The following is a 21,049-nucleotide window of genomic DNA, read 5'->3' as shown; positions in this document are numbered from 1 at the left end:
CATGCGCCGATGGTAGTGTGGCTCAAGCCATGCAAGAGTAGGTCACCGCCAGGGGCTTTATCCCAAAAACCCGGTCTCATTGAGGCCGGGTTTTTCTTTTGCGCATCGCGCGACCCGCAACAGGTCACCGCCGGGGGCTTTATCCCAAAAACCCGGTCTCATTGAGGCCGGGTTTTTTCTTTTGCGCTGTGGGAGCGGACCTGGCCGCGACGGCTCCTCGCCGCACGCCACAGGTCCTGCGGCACCTCGCGACAAGCCGTCGCGCCCAGGTGCGCTCCCACAGGCCGCCGTGTCGCGCGCTTGTGTGGGAGCGGACCTGGCCGCGACCGCTTCTCGCCGAACGCCGCAGGTCTTGCGGTCACGGGTATCGCGACAGCCGTCGTACTCAACGCCGCGCCCACGGCGCTCCCGTGCCGATCTTTCCCAGCGAATCCGCTACAGTAGGCCCATGTATCTACAGACATTCGGACTTCGCGAGCCGCCGTTCGGCGACGCACCGGATCCGCGCTTCGCGTGCCTGTTCGCACGTGAGCGGGAGATCCTGGCGCACGTGGAATACGAGGTGGGTGCGGGAACCTCCAGTGTCACGCTGATCACCGGCGATGCTGGCGTGGGCAAGACGCTGTCGTGCCTGCTGATCGAAGCCGATGCGCCGAATCATGGCGTCCGCGCCGTGCGTCACGGCGCCGGCGACTACGCGCTCGAGACCGTCGCCTGGCTCCGTTCGCTGTACGCCGGTTTTGGGCTCCCGCTGCCCCTGAGCGCCGACGCCAACACGCGCGACCATCTCGTCGACGGGCTCGCCGCGGGTCTGGCGCGCCTGTCGCACCACGTCAATCACCGTTACCTCTGGATTCTCGACGACGCCGAAGAACTTGGCGACGACGATCTGTCGCTGGTCGAGCGGATTCTCGTGGCCAGCGAGAAAGCGGGCGCTCCGTTCCATGTGGTCCTCGCAGGCGAGTCGACCCTGCTGGAGCGCTTGTCCACGGACGGGGCGCCCACGATTTCGGCGCACATCCAGCGTCGTCTGAGCCTGCCGCCCCTGACCGATGAGGAAAGCGAGCGCTACGTCCGGCACCGCCTGCATATCGCTGGCACGACGCAGATGCCCTTCAGCCGCCTCGGGCTGCGTAGCCTGCGCGACGACGGCAGAGGTAATCCCCGTCGCCTCAATACCCTGGCTCAGCGCGCCCTCGAGCGAGCGGCCGAGCGGGGCGAACAATCGATCGGCGAGCGCGCGCTGGGGTTCGTCGTGCGCGAAGCGTTGCCCGAGCACGCGCTCTACTGGATCCGGCGCTATCGCAAGGCGTTGCTGGCGGCCGCCGCGCTGGTCGCGATCATCGTCATCGGCGGCGCGGCGACCTGGTTCTTCACGGGCCACAGTCCTTCGCGGCCGAAGAGTCTCGTGACCGCCACGCCCGAGCAGGCACTCGCGAAGTTCCACGATGCGCTCCCCTTGCCCGACGTCGGCAAAGTCCGTGTATGGGGTGAGCTCCTCGCCCGCTGGCAGGTGTCGTCCAAAGAGACGTCCGTCGCCAACGCCATCAACTGCGACGCCGTGATCTTCCCGGGCTTCGCCTGCGTCAGCGGTCGGGGCTCGCTCGACCAGCTTCGGCGATTCGACCGGCCGATCGTGCTGGAGCTCGACGACGCCAACGCGAAGCAACAGGTGTTGCTGGTAGGCGCGGGCGATGAGGCGGTCCGTCTTTACCTCGGCGGGAAGTACGTCGAACTGACGCGCGAGGCCTTCGAACAGGTCTGGAACGGCCGCTTCTACGCCGTCTTCCGGGTGGATCCCGACATGCCCGGCAAGCTGTCGCGCGGCAGCAGTGGTGACGGGCTGGCATGGGCACTCGAGCGTTTGCCTCCGGACCCGGCGGCGGCACCCGGCACATCGCCGACGACGTTCGACCGGTCCGTGGAAACGCGCGTGCTGACGCTGCAGCGCCGTTTCGGCATCGCCGCCGATGGCGTGATCGGGCCGGAAACCATGTTCGCGTTGTCGTCCCTCGACACGAACGGACCACACCTCGCGCGCGGCGTGCCCTGAGCATGTTCGTTCACGTCGACACGCGCCGGCGCTCGCGGTTGTGCTGGGCGACGATACTCGTGGTGATCGTCTGCGTGGTCAGCTTCGTCGCGCTCGCACTGAGCAGTCGCGACGAGCGAACGGCGTTCATGCTCCGGTGGGGGACGGTCCCAGCCCATCTGTTCGGCACGGGCCTGCCGCTGTGGGAGCAGATCAGCGACCCGGCATTGCTGCGGCTCTTCACGGCGACATTCATCCATGCCGGCTGGCTGCACCTGCTCAGCAACCTGCTCTTCCTCGTCATCTTCAGCCTCCCGGCCGAGCGTAGCCTTGGCTCGCCGCGCTTCCTGCTCCTGTTCCTGCTTGGCGGCGTGGTGGGCAACCTGATCGGTGCGATTTCCCTGACCGGCGCGCGGGTCGCGATCATCGGTTGCAGTGGCGCGGTATCGGCGGTGGTCGGAGCCTACGTGACCCTGTTCCCGCGCACCCGCCTCGGCCTCGTGTTGCCTCTCGGGTTGTATCTCGAGTTCGTGCGCGTCCCCGCCTTCGTGCTCATCGGCATCTGGGCGCTGGTGCAGTTGCTCTTCAGCTACGCGGGAGCCAGCTATGGCGCCGTCGTCTGGTGGACGCACATCGGCGGCTTCGTCTTCGGCATCGTCTTCGCGCTGTTTTCGCGCGGGGCGATCGCCCGGCGGCTACGCGGCTGACGTCTCGCGCCGCGCGAGGAGGTGCTCGCGCACGAAGAAGCGAAGAAGGCTCGTCGCGACCGGCGTCGGCGCGACGCTCGCGAGCAAGCGGTCGGGGCATTGGCCTTCGTCCCGCAACGCGTCGTGCTTGCGGCGGATGTACGCGCGCATCACTTCCGCGGAAAACTCCGGATGGAACTGCGTGCTCAGCGCGTGCGTCCCGTAGCGCACGAGATGGTTGGGATCGCGATCCGAACCGGCGAGGGTACGCGCGCCGCGAGGCAGCTCCAGCACGCTCTGCTCGTGCGTGGCGTGGGCACCGAACGTCGCCGGCAGGCCGGCACCCAGCACATCCGAGCTGGCGGCATCCTGTGTCGTCAGTGTCACCGTACCCATCTCGCGGCCGCCGCTCAGGTAGTCGACGCGGCCACCGAGGGCGTGCGACATCAGCTGGTGGCCGTAGCAGACGCCCAGCATCGGCAGGTCCACGTCCATCGCATCGCGTATCCATCCCGCGGTGCGCTCGCTCCAGGGAAGTTTTTCCGTGACCATCGAGGCCGACCCCGTGATCACCGCGCCGGCGCAATCGTCCGGATCGGGGAGGGGGTCGCCGTGCTGCACATCCACCACGCGCAGGTGGGCGTCGCGAAGGCGAAGGCCGAGCCGGAACCAGCGGGGAAAATCACCGTGGCGTCCCGCGATGACGTCGGGTGCGCGACCGGTGCGAACGATGATGACGGGCTTCATGACGTACTGTTTTCTTCGATCTCGGTGGGCGGGAGCACGTTGAGTACTTCGCGCACGGTGGTCAGTCCGGCGGCGACCTGCATCGCCGCCGATATCCGCAGCGGCTTCATGCCTTCCTTCAGGGCGGCGGCACCAAAGCGTCCGAGGTCGAGGTCCGCGGCGATCAGCGCACGCAATCGTCCCGACATCGGCATCATCTCGTACACGCCCGTGCGGCCGAGGAAACCGGTCTTGCGACACTCCAGGCATCCGACGGCCTCGAACACGCGCTCGGGCACCGGCACGTCCCACCCATGCGTGAGCACGCGCCATGCCTCCGGATCCTGCGTCGCCGCCGTCTTGCAGTGCGGACACAGCGTGCGCACCAGGCGCTGGGCCACCACGCCGGTCAGCGTCGACTGGATGAGGTAATGCGGCACGCCCAGGTCGAGCAGGCGGGTGACCGCGCTCGGCGAATCGTTGGTGTGCAGCGTCGACAGCACGAGGTGACCGGTGAGCGACGCCTGGACCGCCATCTGCGCGGTCTCGAGATCGCGGATCTCGCCGATCATGATGATGTCCGGGTCCTGGCGCAGAAGCGTGCGGACGCCCGCGGCGAAGTCGAGGTCGATCGACGGCTGCACCTGCATCTGGTTGAGGTCCGGGGACACCATTTCGATGGGGTCTTCCACGGTGCAGACGTTGAGTTCCGGCCGCGCCAGGTGCTTCAGCGTGGAGTACAGCGTGGTCGTCTTGCCGGAGCCTGTCGGCCCCGTGACCAGCACGATGCCGTGCGGCCGCTCGACCATGCCGCGCCAGATCGCATCCTCGTCGGGCGAGAAGCCGAGCTGGGCGAAGTCCTTCATAACGAGATCGGGATCGAAGATTCGCATCACGACCTTCTCCCCGAACGCCGTCGGCATCGTGGAGATACGCAGCTCGACCTCGCGCCCGCCGGCCGAACGCGTCTTGATGCGGCCATCCTGCGGCCGGCGCTTCTCGGCGACGTCCATGCGAGCGAGGATCTTCACGCGCGCCGTGACCGCCGCCATCACGGGCGGCGGCAGTTCGAACACCTTCTGCATCATGCCGTCGATGCGGAAGCGCATCTGTCCGGCATCGCGGCGGGGTTCGAGGTGGATGTCCGACGCGCGCTGTTCGAACGCGTACTGCAGCAACCAGTCGACGATGTGGACGACATGGCGATCGTCCGCGCCGACTTCGCCGGTCTTGCCCAGTTCGACGAGCTGTTCGAAGTTGATGATCTTCGATGGTTCGTTGCCCTTCGCGTCCTGCGCGAGCTGAATCGATCGCTGCACCCCGTAGAACTCGAGCAGGTAGCGATTGATGTCGATCGGATTCGAGACGACGCGGCGGACGTCGCGGCGGAGCATCTGCGCGAGGTCGTTCGCCCAGCCGGTGTCGAAGGGCTCCGCGGTGGCGAAGGTGACCTCGGAGGGCGACGCCGCCACGGGCAGGATACGGTGCCGCTGCGCGTATGCGCTGCTGACGGCCTGGGTCGCCTGCGCGACATTCACCTTCATCGGGTCGATCTTCAGGTACGGCAGGCCGGCCTTGCCGGCGAGCCACTCCACGAGGGTCTCGAGGCTGAGCGGCCGGCCCGGATCGCGTCCGTTCTCCACCTTGCCGTTGGCGATGAGTACGAGGGGATGCAGCTCGATCGCCGATTTCCCGCTGCGCGAACCCAGGCGGACGCGCTTGGCGTCCTCGCCCGTGAGGTATCCGTCGACCACCAGCGAGGCAAGCACCTCGTCCAGTTCCAACCTGCCGCGGCGGCCCAGTAGCGCGCCGTTCTGCGGATTGACTGCCATTGACGTCCGACCCCGTGTGAATCCCACGCCGCTATACTAGCCCGCTTTCCAAAGGACCCGGGAACCATGTCCGCGCCCACTTTCCAAGACGTGATCCAGACCCTGAACCGCTACTGGGCGGAGCAGGGCTGCGTGCTGGTGCAGCCCCTCGACACCGAGGTCGGCGCGGGCACGTTCCACCCGGCAACCTTCCTGCGCGCCCTCGGACCGGAACCCTGGGCCGCCGCCTACGTGCAGCCCTGCCGCCGCCCGACCGACGGCCGCTACGGCGACAACCCGAACCGCCTGCAGCACTACTACCAGTACCAGGTGGTGCTGAAGCCGAATCCTGACGACATCCTGGAGCGCTACATCGGCTCCCTGAAGGCGCTCGGCATCGATCCGCTGGTGCACGACCTCCGCTTCGTGGAAGACAACTGGGAATCGCCGACGCTCGGCGCCTGGGGTCTCGGCTGGGAGGTCTGGCTCAACGGCATGGAGGTGACCCAGTTCACCTATTTCCAGCAGGCCGGCGGCCTGGAATGCCGGCCCGTCACGGGCGAGATCACCTACGGCCTCGAGCGTCTGGTGATGTACCTGCAGAACGTCGACAGCATCTACGACATCGTCTGGACGCACGCGCCCCACGGCGTGGTGACCTATGGCGACGTGTTCCACCAGAACGAGGTGGAGCAGAGCACCTACAACTTCGAGTACGCCAACGTTCCGGAGCTCTTCCACTGGTTCGACGTGTGCGAAGGCGAGGCCGTTAAGCTCATCGGCGCGGGCCTGCCGCTTCCCGCGTACGAGCAGGTCTGCAAGGCCAGCCATGCGTTCAACCTGCTCGACGCGCGTCGCGCCATCAGCGTGACGGAGCGCCAGCGCTTCATCCTGCGCGTGCGCACCCTGGCGCGCAGCGTCGCGGAGGCCTACGTCGCCCAGCGCGAGAAACTCGGGTTCCCCGGCCTGAAGAAAGACAAGGAGGCCGTCCATGGCCGATAAGCGACTGCCGCTCGTCATCGAGCTCGGCACCGAAGAACTGCCGCCGAAGGCGCTCGACGATCTCGCCGCCGCGTTCGCGCGCGGCGTCGTGGAAGGGCTGGAAAAGCGCGGCGTGGCTGGCGATTTCGCGGCGGCGAAGGCGTATGCCTCTCCGCGTCGCCTCGCCGTGCACATTCCCGACGTCGCGACCGCGCAGCCCGAACAGACGGTCGAGCGTCGCGGCCCCGCCGTCGCCGCCAGCGTCGGTCCCGACGGTGAGCCGGGCAAGGCGCTCGTGGGCTTCGCGCAATCCTGCGGGGTCGACGTCGCGGCGCTCGAAACGCTGGAAACCGACAAGGGCGCGTGGTTCGTGTACCGCGCCGTGAAGGCGGGGCAGCCGACCGCCGCGTTGCTGCCCGAGATCGTCACCGAGTCCCTCAAGGCCCTGCCGATTCCGAAGGCCATGCGCTGGGGCGACCGCGACGACACCTTCGTGCGTCCGGTGCACACGCTCCTGATGCTCCACGGTGCCGACATCGTCGAGGGCGAGATCCTCGGCCTGAAGAGCGGCCGGATCAGCAACGGCCACCGCTTCCACCATCCGCAGCCAGTGCATGTCGCCGATGCCGACAGCTGGCTCGACGCGCTGCGTGGCGCGCACGTCATCGCCGATCCGGCGGAGCGGCGCCGGCGCGTGCGCGACGAGGTGGCCCGCGTGGCCACTGGCGGGGTGCCGCGACTGTCGGAAGCGCTGCTCGACGAAATCGCCAACCTCACCGAGTGGCCGGTCGCCATCGCCTGCACCTTCGAGCGCGAGTTCCTCGACGTGCCGCCGGAGGCGCTCGTGACCACGATGGAAACGAACCAGAAGTTCGTGCCCGTGTTCGATGCCGATGGCCGCCTGACGGAACATTTCATCGGTGTGGCCAACATCGAGAGCCGCGACCCGGCCGAGATCCGCAAGGGCTACGAGCGTGTGATCCGCCCGCGTTTCGCCGACGCGAAGTTCTTCTGGGACGCCGACCTCAAGACGCCGCTGGCCGATCTGCAGGAGGGCCTGAAGACGGTCACCTACCAGCAGTCGCTCGGCAGCCTGTGGGACAAGACCGTTCGCGTCGCCGAGCTCGCGCGCGTGGTCGCCAACCGCGTCGGTGTCGACGCCGGGCAGGCCACCCACGCCGCCGCCCTCGCGAAATGCGACCTGCTCACCCGCATGGTCGGTGAATTCCCGGAGCTGCAGGGCGTGATGGGTCGCTACTACGCGACGCGCCAGGGTATCGCGACGGAGGTCGCCGACGCCCTCGACAGCTTCTACCAGCCGCGCTTCGGTGGCGACGCGATCGCCGCGGGCAAGGTCGGCCAGGTGCTGGCCGTGGCCGAACGCCTCGACACGCTGGCGGGCATCTTCGCCGTGGGCCTGAAGCCCAGCGGCAACAAGGACCCCTTCGCGCTGCGCCGCGCCGCGCTCGGCCTGGCCCGCACGCTGATCGAGGGCGGCATCGACATCGACCTGCGCGCCGCACTCACCGAGGCCTTCGATCTCGTGCCGGAGGCCGCCCTCGTGGCCGGCGTGAAGCCGGGCAAGGATGGCAAGGCACCGCCCGTCGACATCGGCGCCCGCCGCCGCGAACTGGGCGACGAAGTGCACGGTTTCGTGCTCGAGCGCCTGCGTGGTTATTACGCCGATCAGGGCTTCTCGCCCGATCAGTTCGAATCGGTGCTGGCCGTGGCGCCCGCCACGCTGCCCGACTTCGACCAGCGGCTTCGCGCCGTGGGCGAGTTCGCTCGCCGCCCGGAGGCGGCGAGCCTCGCGGCCGCGAACAAGCGCGTCGCAAACATCCTGCGCAAGCAGGCCGAGGAAGCCGGCGCGCCCGCCATTCCCGCCACGGTCGATCCGGCGCACTTCGAAGTCGATGCCGAGCGCGAACTGCATGCCGCGCTGGATGCCGCCCGTGCGGAAACGCGGGGCCTGCTGGCCGCGCGCGACTACACCGGCACGCTGGCCCGTCTCGCGGCGCTACAGGCGCCCGTGGATCGCTTCTTCGACGACGTGCTGGTCAACGCGGAGAACCCGGCGGTGCGTTCGAACCGCCTGGCGCTGCTGGCGCAGCTGAAGGCCAGCTTCGGCGCCATCGCGGATATCTCGCGGCTCTGAGAGGCGGGCGGTGCCGGTTTGTCCCGGCACCGCGGCCTCGCGAAAACCTTCAGGCCGCCGCCGCGTCCGGCTCGCTCTGGACGCGGCCGACGACCGTGCGCCGGAACGCGACGATGCGGTCAGCGTAGTCGGCGTCGCCCGAGCGCCCGAGGATGGCATACATCTCCGCCACGAGGTCCGCATGCCGGACGGGCGAGAACCGGCTTCCCGCCATCTCGATGTCGGACTGCAGCAGCTTCATCGCGGCCGCGAGACGCGACGCGTCGAGCGTGCCGGCCTGCGCCGGGCCGCCGCTGCGCTCACGCGATTCGGACGTATCGGTACGAGCGACATCTTCGCTCGAACCGTCGAGGATCATCGGTCCCTCGCCGGCGGCCAGCCAGACCAGCGACAGGCCCAGGGTCTTGGCCATCGTGACGCAACGGCCGCGCGACGGGTCGGTGTTGCCGTCGCGCCAGCTGCGGACCACGCCCTCCGAGAACCCGCAGCGGCGGGCGATCTCGCTGACGCTGCCGGACATCTTGATCACCGCCCGTACGCGGGTCGCGAACGATGAAGGCTGGGCGGAGCCATCGTGGGGCCGGACGTCCATGCCGCCGCTGGCGGCGTCGGCCAGGATGGAGCCCCGTGAGTTGTCATTCATGCGATGGAACCTCGTCATTCGGAAATCGCCCCCCGGCGTCTCGCGCACAACGCGCGACCCACGGCTTCGGTGTACAGGAATTTCCCTTCGAAAGCCTTTCGCTTGAGAAGTTTCGCAAACTTGCGGTGCGCCGCTTGCGATGAGGCTAGAAATTCATTCGATCGCGGCAGCTTCAGGGCTGATTTCGTTAGGAATGTTTCCTAGGCCAGATTCGCATCTATGCCAAAGGTCATGGTTGGCGACCGCGTAAGTGCCTGCCATGCCGCACAATTTTGCGTATCCGCCGAACCTGTCGTGTAAGTCATTGCGAAAACAGGTTATCCAGGCGTGAAATTCGTGGTTGCCGAACCGCTAAACCTTACGTATATGTGAACGCATCCGCGCACGATCGCGGTGTGAGGGGTGCGTCCGTCCTGCCGGGACGGCGCATTGCAAGGGGAAAACGCAAAGACCGTTCACGCAGAACCTGGCTCCGCCGGGACGGGATCGGCTTGCCATAAATGGCATCGCATTTTGTTGCGATTCGTGACTTTTTCTAGGGGAGAGGTATTGATGAACTCGCGTAACCATCGGGCGACGACCTTCGGTCGCCGCACCGCACTGGCCCTCGCCATCAGCATGGGCGCCATCTCGGGCGGCGCGCTTGCCCAGTCGAACGTGACCGGTTCGATCTTCGGCCAGGCCAATCCGCAGCAGGGCACGACCGTCACCGTGACGAATCCGCAGACGGGTTTCTCGCGTTCGATCCCGGTCGATGCGAACGGTCGCTATCGCTTCAGCTCGCTCCAGCCGGGTACCTACAAGGTAACCCTGGAGAACAACGGCACCGTCGTCAGCACGCGCGACGACGTCGCGGTGACGATCTCGCAGGGCTCGGAAGTTTCCTTCGGTTCGCCGGCGTCGGCCACCGAAGCCAGCACGCTCGAGGGCGTGTCCGTCAGCGCCACGGCCATGCCGTCGATCGACGTGTCGTCGGTCGATACGCGCACGGTGCTCACGGCCGAGCAGCTCAACAAACTGCCGATCACGCGCGATGTGCTCGCCGCCGCGCTGCTGGCGCCGGGCGTCATCGGCAACAACAGCTACAAGGATGCGCTCGGTAACCCGGTGCCCAGCTTCGGCGGTTCGGCGTCTTCCGAGAACGCGTACTTCATCAACGGTTACGCGGTCACCAACCCGCTGACCTCGATCGGCCTGACCCAGCTGCCGTTCGACGCGATCGACCAGCAGCAGGTGCTCCTCGGTGGATACGGCGCGGAATTCGGCCGCTCCACCGGCGGCGTCATCAACATCGTGACCAAGCGTGGTACCAACGAGTGGCACGGCGGCGTCTACACGATCTGGGAGCCGACCGGCACGCGCGCCAAGCCGCGTAACGCGAACTATGCCGATACCGGCTTCTATCCGGCTACCGACAAGACGCTCTATCAGTACTTCGCGGGCAACGAGTTCTGGCGCTCGACGGTGGGTGCCTATGTCAGCGGCCCGCTGATCAAGGACAAGCTGTTCTTCTACGTCGACGCCGAAATGAACCGTCGCGAGGGTGCGGGCATCGCCTCGAACCCGACCGCGGGCGCGATCACCTCGGTCGCCGGCCGCACCAACGGCTGGAACGAATACCGGTACAAGATCCCTCGCTGGTTGGCGAAGATCGACTGGAACATCACCGACGACCACCACATCGAACTGACCGGCGTTTCGGACAAGTCCGAGTACACCTCTGAAACGTACGCGTTCAACTACGCCACGCAGACGCACGGCACGACGCAGAACGGCGGTGTGTACACGAAGGACGGCGGCGACCTGTACATCGGCAAGTACACCGGCTACATCACCGACAACTTCACGGTGTCGGCCCTGTACGGCACGCAGAAGGTCAATCACGTCCAGACGCCGTACAACTACAACCCGGAATGCCCGCTGGTCACCGTCGCGAACAACGCGAATGCGCCGGGCATCGCCTACGGTAGCTGCCAGAGCACCTCGACGCTGGTCCGCGTCCCGGGCTCGAACGACAAGACCAACGGCTGGCGCGTCGACCTCGAGTACCGCCTCGGCGATCACGACATCCGCTTCGGTGCCGATCACCAGGAAGCGAAGTCGTTCACCGGCACGGCCCTCCCGGGCGGCTACAGCTGGAACTACAACGTCCAGAACGATCCGGACGATCCGATCGACGAAGGCCACGGCGTCGGCTCGCCTGCCTCGGCGGGCGGCCTGGGCACCCAGGGTTACTACGTCAATCGCAACTTCCAGACCGCCGTCGCCAAGGTGAAGACGGTTCAGGAATCGCAGTACCTCGAAGACCACTGGCAGCTGACCGATCGCTGGCTGATCTACGCCGGCCTGCGTAACGAACAGTTCAAGAACTACAACGGCGCCAACCAGGTCTACGCGAAGCAGCGCCACCAGCTCGCGCCGCGCCTCGGTGTGTCGTGGGACGTCTACGGCGACTCCACCCTGAAGCTCTACGCCAACGCCGGTCGTTACCACCTGGCGATGCCCAACAACGTCGCTGTGCGCGCCGCCTCGGGTTCGCTCGGCACGTCCGAGTACTTCACCTATACGGGCGTCGATCCGCGCACGGGTGCGCCGACCGGGCTCGTTCCGGTGGCGGTGGACCAGTCGGTGGGCTACACCTGCGGCGGCACCAACGCCGTGTCGGCCAACCTCGAGTGCGGCATCGCACCGGATCCGCGCACCGTCGCGGCGAAGGGCCTCAAGTCGCATTACCAGGACGAGTACATCGCCGGTCTCGATCAGGCGATCACCCCGACCCTGAACTGGGGCGCCAAGCTGACGTGGCGCCAGCTGCGCAGCGCGATCGACGATACCTGCACGCCCGCCCTCGGTGGCTCGTGCTTCCTGTTCAACCCCGGCACCGGCAACACGTTCCTGCAGCAGCAGGACGACGGTACGTTCGTCGCGCGCCATTACACGAAGGAAGAGCTGCAGCTCCCGGATCTGAAGCGCAAGTACTACGCCGTCGATCTGTACCTCGAGCATCCGTTCGCCAACAAGTGGTACGGCCGCATCGACTACACCTGGTCGCGTAGCTACGGCAACACGGAAGGTCAGCTGGCCTCGGATCTCGACACCGGTAACGGCGGCCAGGCCGACGTTTCGGTCACGCAGGACTGGGATCTCCCGCAGCTGATGGTGGGCGCGAACGGCAAGCTGCCGAACAATCGCACGCACCAGATCAAGGCCTTCGGCTACTACCAGATGACCGACGACCTGCGCTTCGGCGCCAACGTGAACATCGCGTCGGGCCGTCCGAAGAACTGCACGAGCTTCTATCCGACGCCGGATGCGGGCTTGTACAACGGCGCGTTCTACTACTGGTGTGGCCTCCCGGGCACGGCGGGCTACGAGCGTTCGCCGCGCGGTTCGCATGGCAGCACGCCGTGGACGTACATCGTCAACCTCAACGCGGCCTACACGCCGAGCTGGCTGGACAAGAACCTGACCTTCCAGATCGACGTGCTCAACGTCCTCAACAAGCAGACGCCCACCGCGTTCTATCCGCGCTACGCCTCGTCACGCTCCACGGTCAGCCCGCTGTACGACCGCAAGCTGAACTTCACGGATCCGCGTACGGTCCGCTTCACCGCCCGCTACGACTTCTGATCGGGCAAGCAAGACACGAAAGTTCGTAAAACAAGAAGAGTCCCGGGGTGGTGTTCCACCCCGCGGGCGACAAAAAAGCTCTCCCCAGATCGCCCTCGGCCGCCCGGCCGGGGGCTTTTTTTCTAGGAATGATTCCTAGGCCGAATTCGCTCTCGCCGACGGCCCAGAAACTTGTTGCATGCGTAAGTGGTTGTGACAAGGCGCGATTCACGCGCAGCACGGCGATGCTGTCGCGCGAACAACTGCGTCGACAAGTAAAATTTCGGTGAAAAATGCGTATTGCGGAGACGCGACCGCCTTTCGTATATGTGATCCAGGCCACGTTACCCGTGGCATTTCGGGGGCGGGATCCTTTCGCGGATACCGTTGTTTTGAGGGACCTTTCAGTACCGAACCGTGCATAAACCTGGCGCAGGCCGGGGCGGGTTCGGCTTGCCGGAAATCGCTCGTTTGGCGATGCGGTATTTTTCTCGGGGAGAAGCAACATGAGTTCGCGTCAATATCGATCCGCGCTGGGGCGCCGGACTGCTCTGGCCATGGCCATCGGCCTCGTCACCATGTCGGGCGCGGTGTTCGCGCAGTCCACGGTCGGTCGCATCACCGGTCAGGCCCAGTCGGGCGACACCGTCACCGTGACGAGCAACACCGGCGTGACCCGCTCGACCACCGTCGATCCGTCGGGCAAGTACACGGTCGACAACCTGCAGACGGGTACCTACAAGGTTTCGGTCAGCCGCGGCGGCGCCGTGGTCGACTCGCGTGACAACGTCGGCATCGTCGTCGGCGCCGGTACCACCGTGAATTTCGCTGGCGCCACCACGGCCGCCGATACGTCCAATCTCGAAGGCGTGACCGTTTCGGCCAACGCGCTGCCGTCGATCGACGTGTCCACCGTCGATTCGCGCACCGTCATCACGTCCGAGCAGCTCGCCAAGCTGCCGCTGGCGCGCACTGCCGAAGCCATCGCGCTGCTGGCGCCGGGCGCCGTGGCCGGCAGCTCGTTCTTCGTCGGCCCGACCGGCAACCCGCTCGTTTCGATCGCGGGTAGCGCGGTGACCGAGAACGCTTACTACATCAACGGCTTCAACACGACCGATCCGCTCAGCGGTTTCGGCGGCATCACGCTGCCGTACGGCGCGATCGACCAGCAGGAAGTGCTGGCCGGCGGCTACGGCGCGGCGTACGGACGTTCATCGGGTGGCGTCATCAGCCAGGTGGGTAAGCGCGGCACGAACGAATGGCACTTCGGTGGCCAGGTGCTGTGGGAGCCGAAGGGCACGAAGGCCAGCCCGAACAATTTCTACCGTCGGATCGGACCGCTTGCTGGCCAGATCTATGACGACAACAAGGACGACAAGTTCTGGCGCACGACGTACTCGGCCTACGCCGGTGGTCCGCTGATCAAGGACACGTTGTACGTCTTCCTTGCCGCCGAGCAGGAACGCCGCCAGGGCGACGTGACCACCAGCGTCGCCGCGCCGTTCGTGTACAAGCAGAACTACCGCAATCCGAAGTACTACGGAAAGATCGACTGGAACATCACCGACAGTAATATCCTCGAACTGACCGGCGCGTCGAACAAGCAGAACTACGATGCATCGATCTACGATTTCGACTACGCCACGCACACCCGCGGCGATTATGTCGGCAAGGACACGGCGGGTGCTCCGCAGAACAAGTCCGGTGCGGACGTGTACAGCGCGAAGTTCACGAGCTACATCACCGACGACCTGACGCTGACCGCCCTCTACGGCAAGATGAAGGGCACCTACTACACTGCTCCTGCAGGCGAGACGGCGCTTCCTTCGATCCTCGGTTCAACGTTCCAGAATCCCGCCTATACCGGCGGCTCGCCCATCACGAATGCGAACCCGTCGGCGCAGGTCGCCGATCCGCGGCACAAGTCGACCAACACCAATCTGCGTATCGATCTTAGCTACCGCGCCGGTGATCACACGATCACGGCGGGTATCGACAACCAGAAGGTGCTCGACAAGAACGACGGTATTACAACGTCGGGTCCGGGCTACGCGTGGGAATACGATCAGATCGCTCCCGGCACGCCGATCATCGGCCGGTCGCCGACCGACGCCGCCTATGTCGCACCGCCCGGCGGCCAGGGCTATTACGTCGCCCGCTACGTCTACAGCACCGCGGCGTCGGTGCGCACGACGCAGCGCGCGCAGTACATTGAAGACTCCTGGCAGGTCAACGACCGCTGGTTGGTCAAGCTCGGTCTGCGCAACGACCAGTTCACGAACTACAACCAGAACGGTCAGGCTTACCTGCGTCTGACGACGCCGCAGTGGGCCCCGCGCCTCGGCGCGACCTGGGACGTCAATGGCGATTCCAGCCTGAAGATCTATGCCAACGCGGGTCGTTATTTCCTCGCGCTGCCGGCATCGGTCGCGCTCCGGTCGGCCGGCGCGTCGCTCTACACCCGCGAATACTTCAACTACACGGGCATCGATGCCAACGGCGTGCCTCAGGGCCTGACGCCCATCTTCAGCAGCACGGGCGGCCCGATCTCGGCCAACCGCGAGTACGGCATCCCCCGCGATCCAAAGACCGCCGCCGGTACCAACATCAAGTCGCAGTACCAGGACGAGTTCATCCTCGGTTTCGACGCGGCGCTGACCGACAAGTGGACCTACGGCGCGAAGGCGACCGTGCGCAAGCTGCGCAACGCGATCGACGACGTCGGCGACGCCGGCGCCATCGAAGCGAAGATGATCCGTCAGGGTATCGATCCCGACACCATCGGCGACATCCAGGGCAGCTACCTGTTCAATCCGGGTCGCGCCAATACGTTCCTCGTCCCGAACACGAACGGCGGCTACTACAGCGTCGACATGAACAACGAGGACTTCGGATTCCCGCACAGCAAGCGTAACTACTACGGCCTCGAGCTGTACCTCGATCACGCGTGGGACGGCAAGTACCAGGTCCGCTTCGACTACGTCTACTCGAAGAGCTACGGCAACTCGGAAGGCCAGGTCCGTTCGGACATCCGTCAGGACACGGTCTCGGCGACGGTCGACTGGGACTACGCGGAAGTCATGCAGTACGCCAACGGCGAACTGGCCAACAGCCGCAAGCACCAGTTCAAGATCTACGGTTCCTACCAGATCGCACCGGAGTGGCTGGCCTCGGCCAACATCCTGATCTCGTCGGGTGCGCCGAAGAGCTGCCTCGGTTTCTACGGGCCGGATCAGACGAATCCCAACCTGGGCTATGGCTCCTTCTACCACTGGTGCGAAGGCACGCCGTCGCCGCCGGGCAAAGCGGGCCACAACCCCTGGACCTACATCGCGACCGGCTCGATCGAGTACCGCCCGACGTGGGCCGACAGCAAGCTGGGCTTCAACGTCACGGTGTTCAACATCTTCAACCAGCGGAAAGCGACGCAGATCTATCCAATCCGCGGCAGCACGGACGAACCGAACGCGCGTTACGGAGTGCCCATCTATCAGACGACCCCGCGTTATGCCCGCGTCGGCATCACGTACGACTTCTGATCGAGAAGCGCACAGAGCGAAGGTAAGCAGCTACAAGAAGAAACGTCGGCGGCGGGGAAGGGAGGCCTCCCGCCGGCAAAGGCATCCATGCCTCCCCAGATCGCCCTCGCCCCTGCGGACGAGGGCGCTTTTTTGACGGAACTGTTTCAATTCTAAGTAAAAATCCCTGAGATTCAGGGAATTGCTCCCGCCCACGGAGCCGATATGGCGTTAGAAAAAACGCCGATCCCGTGTAAATAATTTGTTGACACGGTGGTCGGCGTACGCCTATGTTCGGCGTCGACGATGCTGAGTTCCCCTTTCCTGCACCACTTGAAAGGCTGGCGTTCAGCGAGTCCAAGGCTTGTCGGGAGCGTTTCCTGAAGGGTGGTGCCGCGACTCTGGGAGGAGTCGGTCGCCGGTTGGTCCCCCAAGAACACGCGAACCGAGGAAGCCACTTTTTTTCCGGCCTCGGTCGGTTTTGCTTGTTTTTTTGGGCCCGGTTCGGGCCGATCTGGGGAGATTTGCATGAGTTCTCGCAGCATCCGGCAGGCATCCGTCCTGCGTCGTTCCTCGCTGGCGCTCGCGCTGGCGATGGGCATGGGCCTCACGGGTAACGTGTTCGCCCAGGCCACCACCGGTAGCCTGTTCGGCACGGCCGAACCGGGCGACACCGTTCAGATCCAGAGCTCCACCGGCGCGACCCGCTCGACGACTGTCGGCGAAAACGGCCGTTACTCGTTCGGCAACCTGCCGCTGGGTAGCTACAAGGTCAGCCTGATGAAGGGCGGCGCCGTCGTCGACTCGCGCGACAACGTCGAGCTGCGCGTCAACGCCGGTACGGACGTCTCGTTCTCCGCCGCGGCCAGCGCCTCCAGCGCGTCGAACCTCGAAGGCGTGACCGTCGTCGGTACCGCGCTGCCGCCGATCGACGTCTCGTCGGTCGACTCGCGCACCGTCATCACGCAGACCCAGCTCAAGCAGCTGCCGCTCGGCCGCAGCGCCGAAGCGATCGCGCTGCTCGCCCCGGGCGTGTCGCCGGGCGTGACGGGCACCGGCCTGCAGAGCCCGACGGGCCAGGCCCTCGTTTCGTTCGCCGGTTCGTCGGTCAACGAAAACGCTTACTACGTCAACGGCATGAACACCACCGACCCGATCAACGGTTACGGCGGTATCGTCCTGCCGTACGGCGCGATCGACCAGCAGGAAATCCTGACCGGTGGTTACGGCGCGCAGTACGGTCGCTCGGCCGGTGGCGTCATCAACGTCGTGGGTCGTCGCGGTACGAACGAATTCCACTTCGGCGGCCAGCTGCTCTTCACCCCGAAGTGGGCGAAGGCTGATCCGCGCAACATCAATTACGCGAAGGGTTCGCCGGACGAAGGCGAGCTGTACCAGTACCGTCGCGACAACAAGGACTGGGAAGCGATCGCTTCGGCCTATGCCGGCGGCCCGCTGATCAAGGACACGCTGTTCGCGTTCGTCGCCGTCGAAGGCGCGCGCCGCGAAGGCCGTAACGTCGGTTCCGTGTCGACGACCCGCGTGACGGATTACCGTTACGACGATCCGAAGCTGTACGGCAAGATCGACTGGAACATCAACGACAGCAACATCCTCGAGCTGACCGGTGCGTCCTACAAGGACGAGTACTCGGGTGGCATCTACGGCTACGACAACGACACGAACACCCGTGGCGCGTACCGTAACGCCGCGACGATCGCGAACACCAAGCAGACCATGTGGCTGGCGAAGTACACCAGCTACATCACCGACACCCTGACGTTGACGGCGCAGTACGGCAAGCAGAAGACCGCTTTCTACACCCAGCCGGCCGCGACCGATCCGAACCTGATCTACATCACGGGTGCGGGTAACCAGAATCCGGCACTCAACGGCGGCGTCGCCGGCGGTATCGCGAACGCGCAGAACCTGCGCGACATCGAAGATCCGCAGCACGAGAGCAAGGGCACGAACTACCGCGTCGACCTGGCGTGGACGCTCGGCGACCACACCCTTTCGTTCGGTATCGACAACCAGAACACCCGCGACAACAACGACGGCACGTACGTCTACGGCAACGCCGGTTACTCGTGGTCGTACGGCACCGTGCAGGAAGGCCGCACCACCATCGCGGGTGGCCAGGTCGCCGCGCCGGTCGGCACGCCGTACTACGTCTCGCAGTACCGCATGGTCACGGCGGCGAGCGTCCGCGTGAAGCAGCGCGCGCAGTACGTGGAAGACAAGTGGCAGGTCAGCGACAACATCCTGCTGTCGCTCGGTATCCGCAACGATCAGTTCACCAACTACAACAGCGGCGGTCAGGCCTACATTTCGCAGATCAAGCCGCAGTGGGCCCCGCGTCTGGGCGGTAGCTGGGACGTCTACGGCGACAGCACCTTCAAGGTGTACGCCAACGCCGGTCGTTACTACCTCGCGCTGCCGGCCGCCCCGGCCCTGCGTGGTGCCTCGGCTTCGTACTACACGAACACGTACTTCTCGTACACGGGCATCGATCCGGCCACGGGTTACCCGACCGGTCTGACCCCGCTCAACACCGTTCGCGGCGTGGGCGCTCCGATCTCGACCAACAACGAATACGGCCAGACGCCGGATCCGAAGGTCGTGACGGCGAAGGGCGTGAAGGCCGAGTACCAGGACGAGTTCATCGCCGGTTTCGACAAGGCGCTGGGCGCGAACTGGACCTACGGTGCGAAGCTGACCTTCCGCAAGCTCGGCAACGCGATCGACGACTATTGCGACACCGGCGTGGTGCAGGACGCGTTCGCGGCCAAGGGCTACGACGTCGATTCGCAGAACTGGGACGCCGTGGGCTGCTACCTGTTCAACCCGGGTCGCGCCAACACGTTCTCGGTCGGTAACGCCGCTGGCGGTTACGATTCGATCACGCTGTCGAACAAGGACCTCGGGTTCCCGCACCTGAAGCGCAAGTACTACTCCGCCGAGTTCCACCTCGAGCGTCAGAAGGGCGACGGCAACTGGTGGGGCAACATCAGCTACACCTACTCGAAGCTGTACGGCAACTCGGAAGGCCAGGTCGACACGGATGCCGGTACGCGCAGCGATCCGTCGGTCACCCAGGCGTGGGATAACGCCCCGCTGATGGTGTACTCGAACGGCAAGCTCGCCAACGACCACACCCATGCGCTGAAGGCGTACGGTGCCTACCAGATCACCCCGGAGTGGATGGTCGCGGGCAACATCGCCATCGTCTCGGGTGCGCCGCGTAACTGCTACGGCGGTTTCGGTCCGGAGCAGGAAGACGCGGGCTACGGTGTCGATTCGTACCACTGGTGCAACGGCCTGCCGTCGCCCCCGGGTTCGGGCAGCCGCCTGCCGTTCACGCACACGGTCTCGCTGAGCACGGAATACCGTCCGTCCTTCGCCGACCACAAGCTGGCCTTCAGCGTGGAAGTCTTCAACCTGCTCAACGAGCAGCAGAAGCTCCAGTCGTCGCCGTACTACGGTGTGTCGTCGGCTCCGGATCCGGAGTACCGCCGCGCCCTGCAGTACCAGACCCCGCGCTCGGTCCGCTTCGGTGTGACCTACGACTTCTGATCGAGGAAGTCGCGATCGATCGCCCGCGTAGGCGGGCGCATCGATCGGGTAAGAAAAACGCCACCTTCGGGTGGCGTTTTTTTTGGCCGCCACTAAGGAACGCGTTTGGTGGCAAGAGGTTACGTGTATTCGGCAAACCTGAGCGGAAGCTTGCCGACCCGTTCGCGAAACGCGAGGTCTGTCCGGTCCGTCACTTGACTTTTACAGCGGCGCATTTGCCGGTATGCTCCAAGGTTCCCCCCGGAAGTCCTTGCGGCCATGCGCCGGCGTATCTTCCGTGACCCACGACCGTTCCGCTCCTTAACGAGGTTCGACCATGCGCAGGATTATCTTGTCGCTCGCATCCGTGGCCGCACTGGCGGCCCTCGCCGGCTGCAGCGGCTCCGACAACAACGGCCAGTCCACGGCCGCGTCCGCCAGCACCAGCGGCGGCGATGCCGCCCCGGCCGCGCCGGCCAATGCCGTCACCGGCACGGTGACGCTGCGCGACGCGGGCGCACAGCTCAGCCCGGACGCCAAGCTGGAGCTCAAGCTCCTCGACGTCTCGGCGGAAGGCTCGCAGCCGCTCGCCACCAAGACGTTCGCGCCGGTCACGATTCCGCAGCAGTTCCAGCTGGACTTCAATCCGTCGGACCTCAACCCGAACGACATGTACATCCTCGAGGCCTCGCTGCAGGACGGCGAGCGCCACTACTCCTCGCCGCTGAAGACCCCGGTCCTCACCAAGGGCGCGAAGAACGTCGCCAACATCCAGCTCGTCGGTGAAGCCACCCCGGGCGAGAAGGAACTGGCGGGCTTCAATAGCGTCAAGAAGAACATCGGCGGCATGAAGGTCACCCAGGGCACCGCGCTGAAGGAAGGCGAATCGCGCGGCTGGCAGATCTTCAAGAAGGGCAACGACGTCGTGTTCGTGATCGAGCTCGTCGACTACGGCGACAAGGGCTTCACCTCGACGAACTACGCCTACAAGGACGGCAAGGCCTGGGTGATCGTGCAGGAGAAGAAGTCCAGCAAGGACGCGAAGCCGAACTCGATCGAGCGCGCGGGCTGGAACGATGCCGGCGAACTCGTGCTGAAGCAGAACGAAGCGGGCGGCAAGGTCGACACGCTCTCCGACGACGACGCCAACAACCTGCGCAAGCAGGCCGAGGCGATGTACTCGAAGGCCGGCGGCAAGAAGTAAGCGCCATTCGCGGTGCAAGAAAAAGCCGGCCAAGTGCCGGCTTTTTTTGTGGGAGCCGATCGTATCGACGATCCCGCGGCAGTGGGCAATCTCGCCGCAAGCACCCATCGCGGATGCGATCCGCTCCCA

11 protein-coding genes are annotated in these 21,049 nt (G+C 65.6%); 8 read left to right on the top strand and 3 right to left on the bottom strand.

What is annotated here, in order from left to right; translation table 11 throughout:
- Nucleotides 1–448 precede the first annotated feature (448 nt).
- On the top strand, nt 449–2,053 hold the full coding sequence (locus tag BMW54_RS15635) for an ExeA family protein (protein ID WP_090057819.1): 1,605 nt from the start codon (nt 449–451) through the stop codon (nt 2,051–2,053).
- Between the two features lie 2 nt (nt 2,054–2,055).
- A complete protein-coding gene (locus BMW54_RS15630) occupies nt 2,056–2,739 on the top strand; it encodes a rhomboid family intramembrane serine protease (protein ID WP_090057817.1) in 684 nt (227 codons plus the stop codon).
- On the opposite strand, the gene BMW54_RS15625 is transcribed toward BMW54_RS15630, so the two are convergent.
- Nucleotides 2,728–3,465 (bottom strand): glutamine amidotransferase, encoded by a 738-nt coding sequence (locus BMW54_RS15625; RefSeq protein ID WP_090057814.1) that lies wholly within the window; start codon nt 3,463–3,465, stop codon nt 2,728–2,730. The genes BMW54_RS15630 and BMW54_RS15625 overlap by 12 nt on opposite strands.
- Nucleotides 3,462–5,276: a type IV pilus assembly ATPase TfpB gene (locus tag BMW54_RS15620; protein WP_090057812.1), complete on the bottom strand. Its 1,815-nt coding sequence runs from the start codon at nt 5,274–5,276 to the stop codon at nt 3,462–3,464. Before BMW54_RS15620 ends, BMW54_RS15625 begins: the two co-directional genes overlap by 4 nt.
- Before the next feature lie 66 nt (nt 5,277–5,342).
- On the opposite strand from BMW54_RS15620, the gene glyQ reads away from it, so the two are divergent.
- Nucleotides 5,343–6,257, top strand: a complete 915-nt coding sequence (gene glyQ / locus BMW54_RS15615; RefSeq protein ID WP_090057809.1) for a glycine--tRNA ligase subunit alpha — start codon at nt 5,343–5,345, stop codon at nt 6,255–6,257.
- Complete coding sequence (glyS, locus tag BMW54_RS15610) at nt 6,247–8,391, top strand: glycine--tRNA ligase subunit beta (protein ID WP_090057807.1); 2,145 nt, start codon at nt 6,247–6,249, stop codon at nt 8,389–8,391. The genes glyQ and glyS overlap by 11 nt, the downstream gene beginning before the upstream one ends.
- A 49-nt stretch (nt 8,392–8,440) precedes the next feature.
- Here glyS and BMW54_RS15605 read toward each other — a convergent pair whose 3' ends face one another.
- A complete protein-coding gene (locus tag BMW54_RS15605) occupies nt 8,441–9,034 on the bottom strand; it encodes a helix-turn-helix domain-containing protein (RefSeq protein ID WP_254779402.1) in 594 nt (197 codons plus the stop codon).
- Between the two features lie 552 nt (nt 9,035–9,586).
- On the opposite strand from BMW54_RS15605, the gene BMW54_RS15600 reads away from it, so the two are divergent.
- From BMW54_RS15600 to BMW54_RS15585, 4 genes are all read left to right on the top strand, one after another.
- Entirely contained in the window at nt 9,587–12,664 is a 3,078-nt protein-coding gene (locus BMW54_RS15600; RefSeq protein WP_090057804.1) for a TonB-dependent receptor, read from the top strand.
- A 536-nt stretch (nt 12,665–13,200) separates the two neighbouring features.
- Complete coding sequence (locus BMW54_RS15595) at nt 13,201–16,182, top strand: TonB-dependent receptor (RefSeq protein ID WP_254779400.1); 2,982 nt, start codon at nt 13,201–13,203, stop codon at nt 16,180–16,182.
- A 507-nt stretch (nt 16,183–16,689) separates the two neighbouring features.
- Entirely contained in the window at nt 16,690–19,737 is a 3,048-nt protein-coding gene (locus BMW54_RS15590) for a TonB-dependent receptor (protein WP_090057800.1), read from the top strand.
- Between the two features lie 316 nt (nt 19,738–20,053).
- Entirely contained in the window at nt 20,054–20,920 is an 867-nt protein-coding gene (locus BMW54_RS15585) for a DUF1481 domain-containing protein (RefSeq protein WP_090057797.1), read from the top strand.
- The last annotated feature ends 129 nt before the right edge of the window (nt 20,921–21,049 follow it).

It is taken from the genome of Luteibacter sp. 329MFSha, assembly GCF_900111665.1.
GTDB lineage: Bacteria > Pseudomonadota > Gammaproteobacteria > Xanthomonadales > Rhodanobacteraceae > Luteibacter.
Note: the sequence above shows the minus strand (reverse complement) of the source record. Positions and strands in the feature narration are given on the sequence as shown.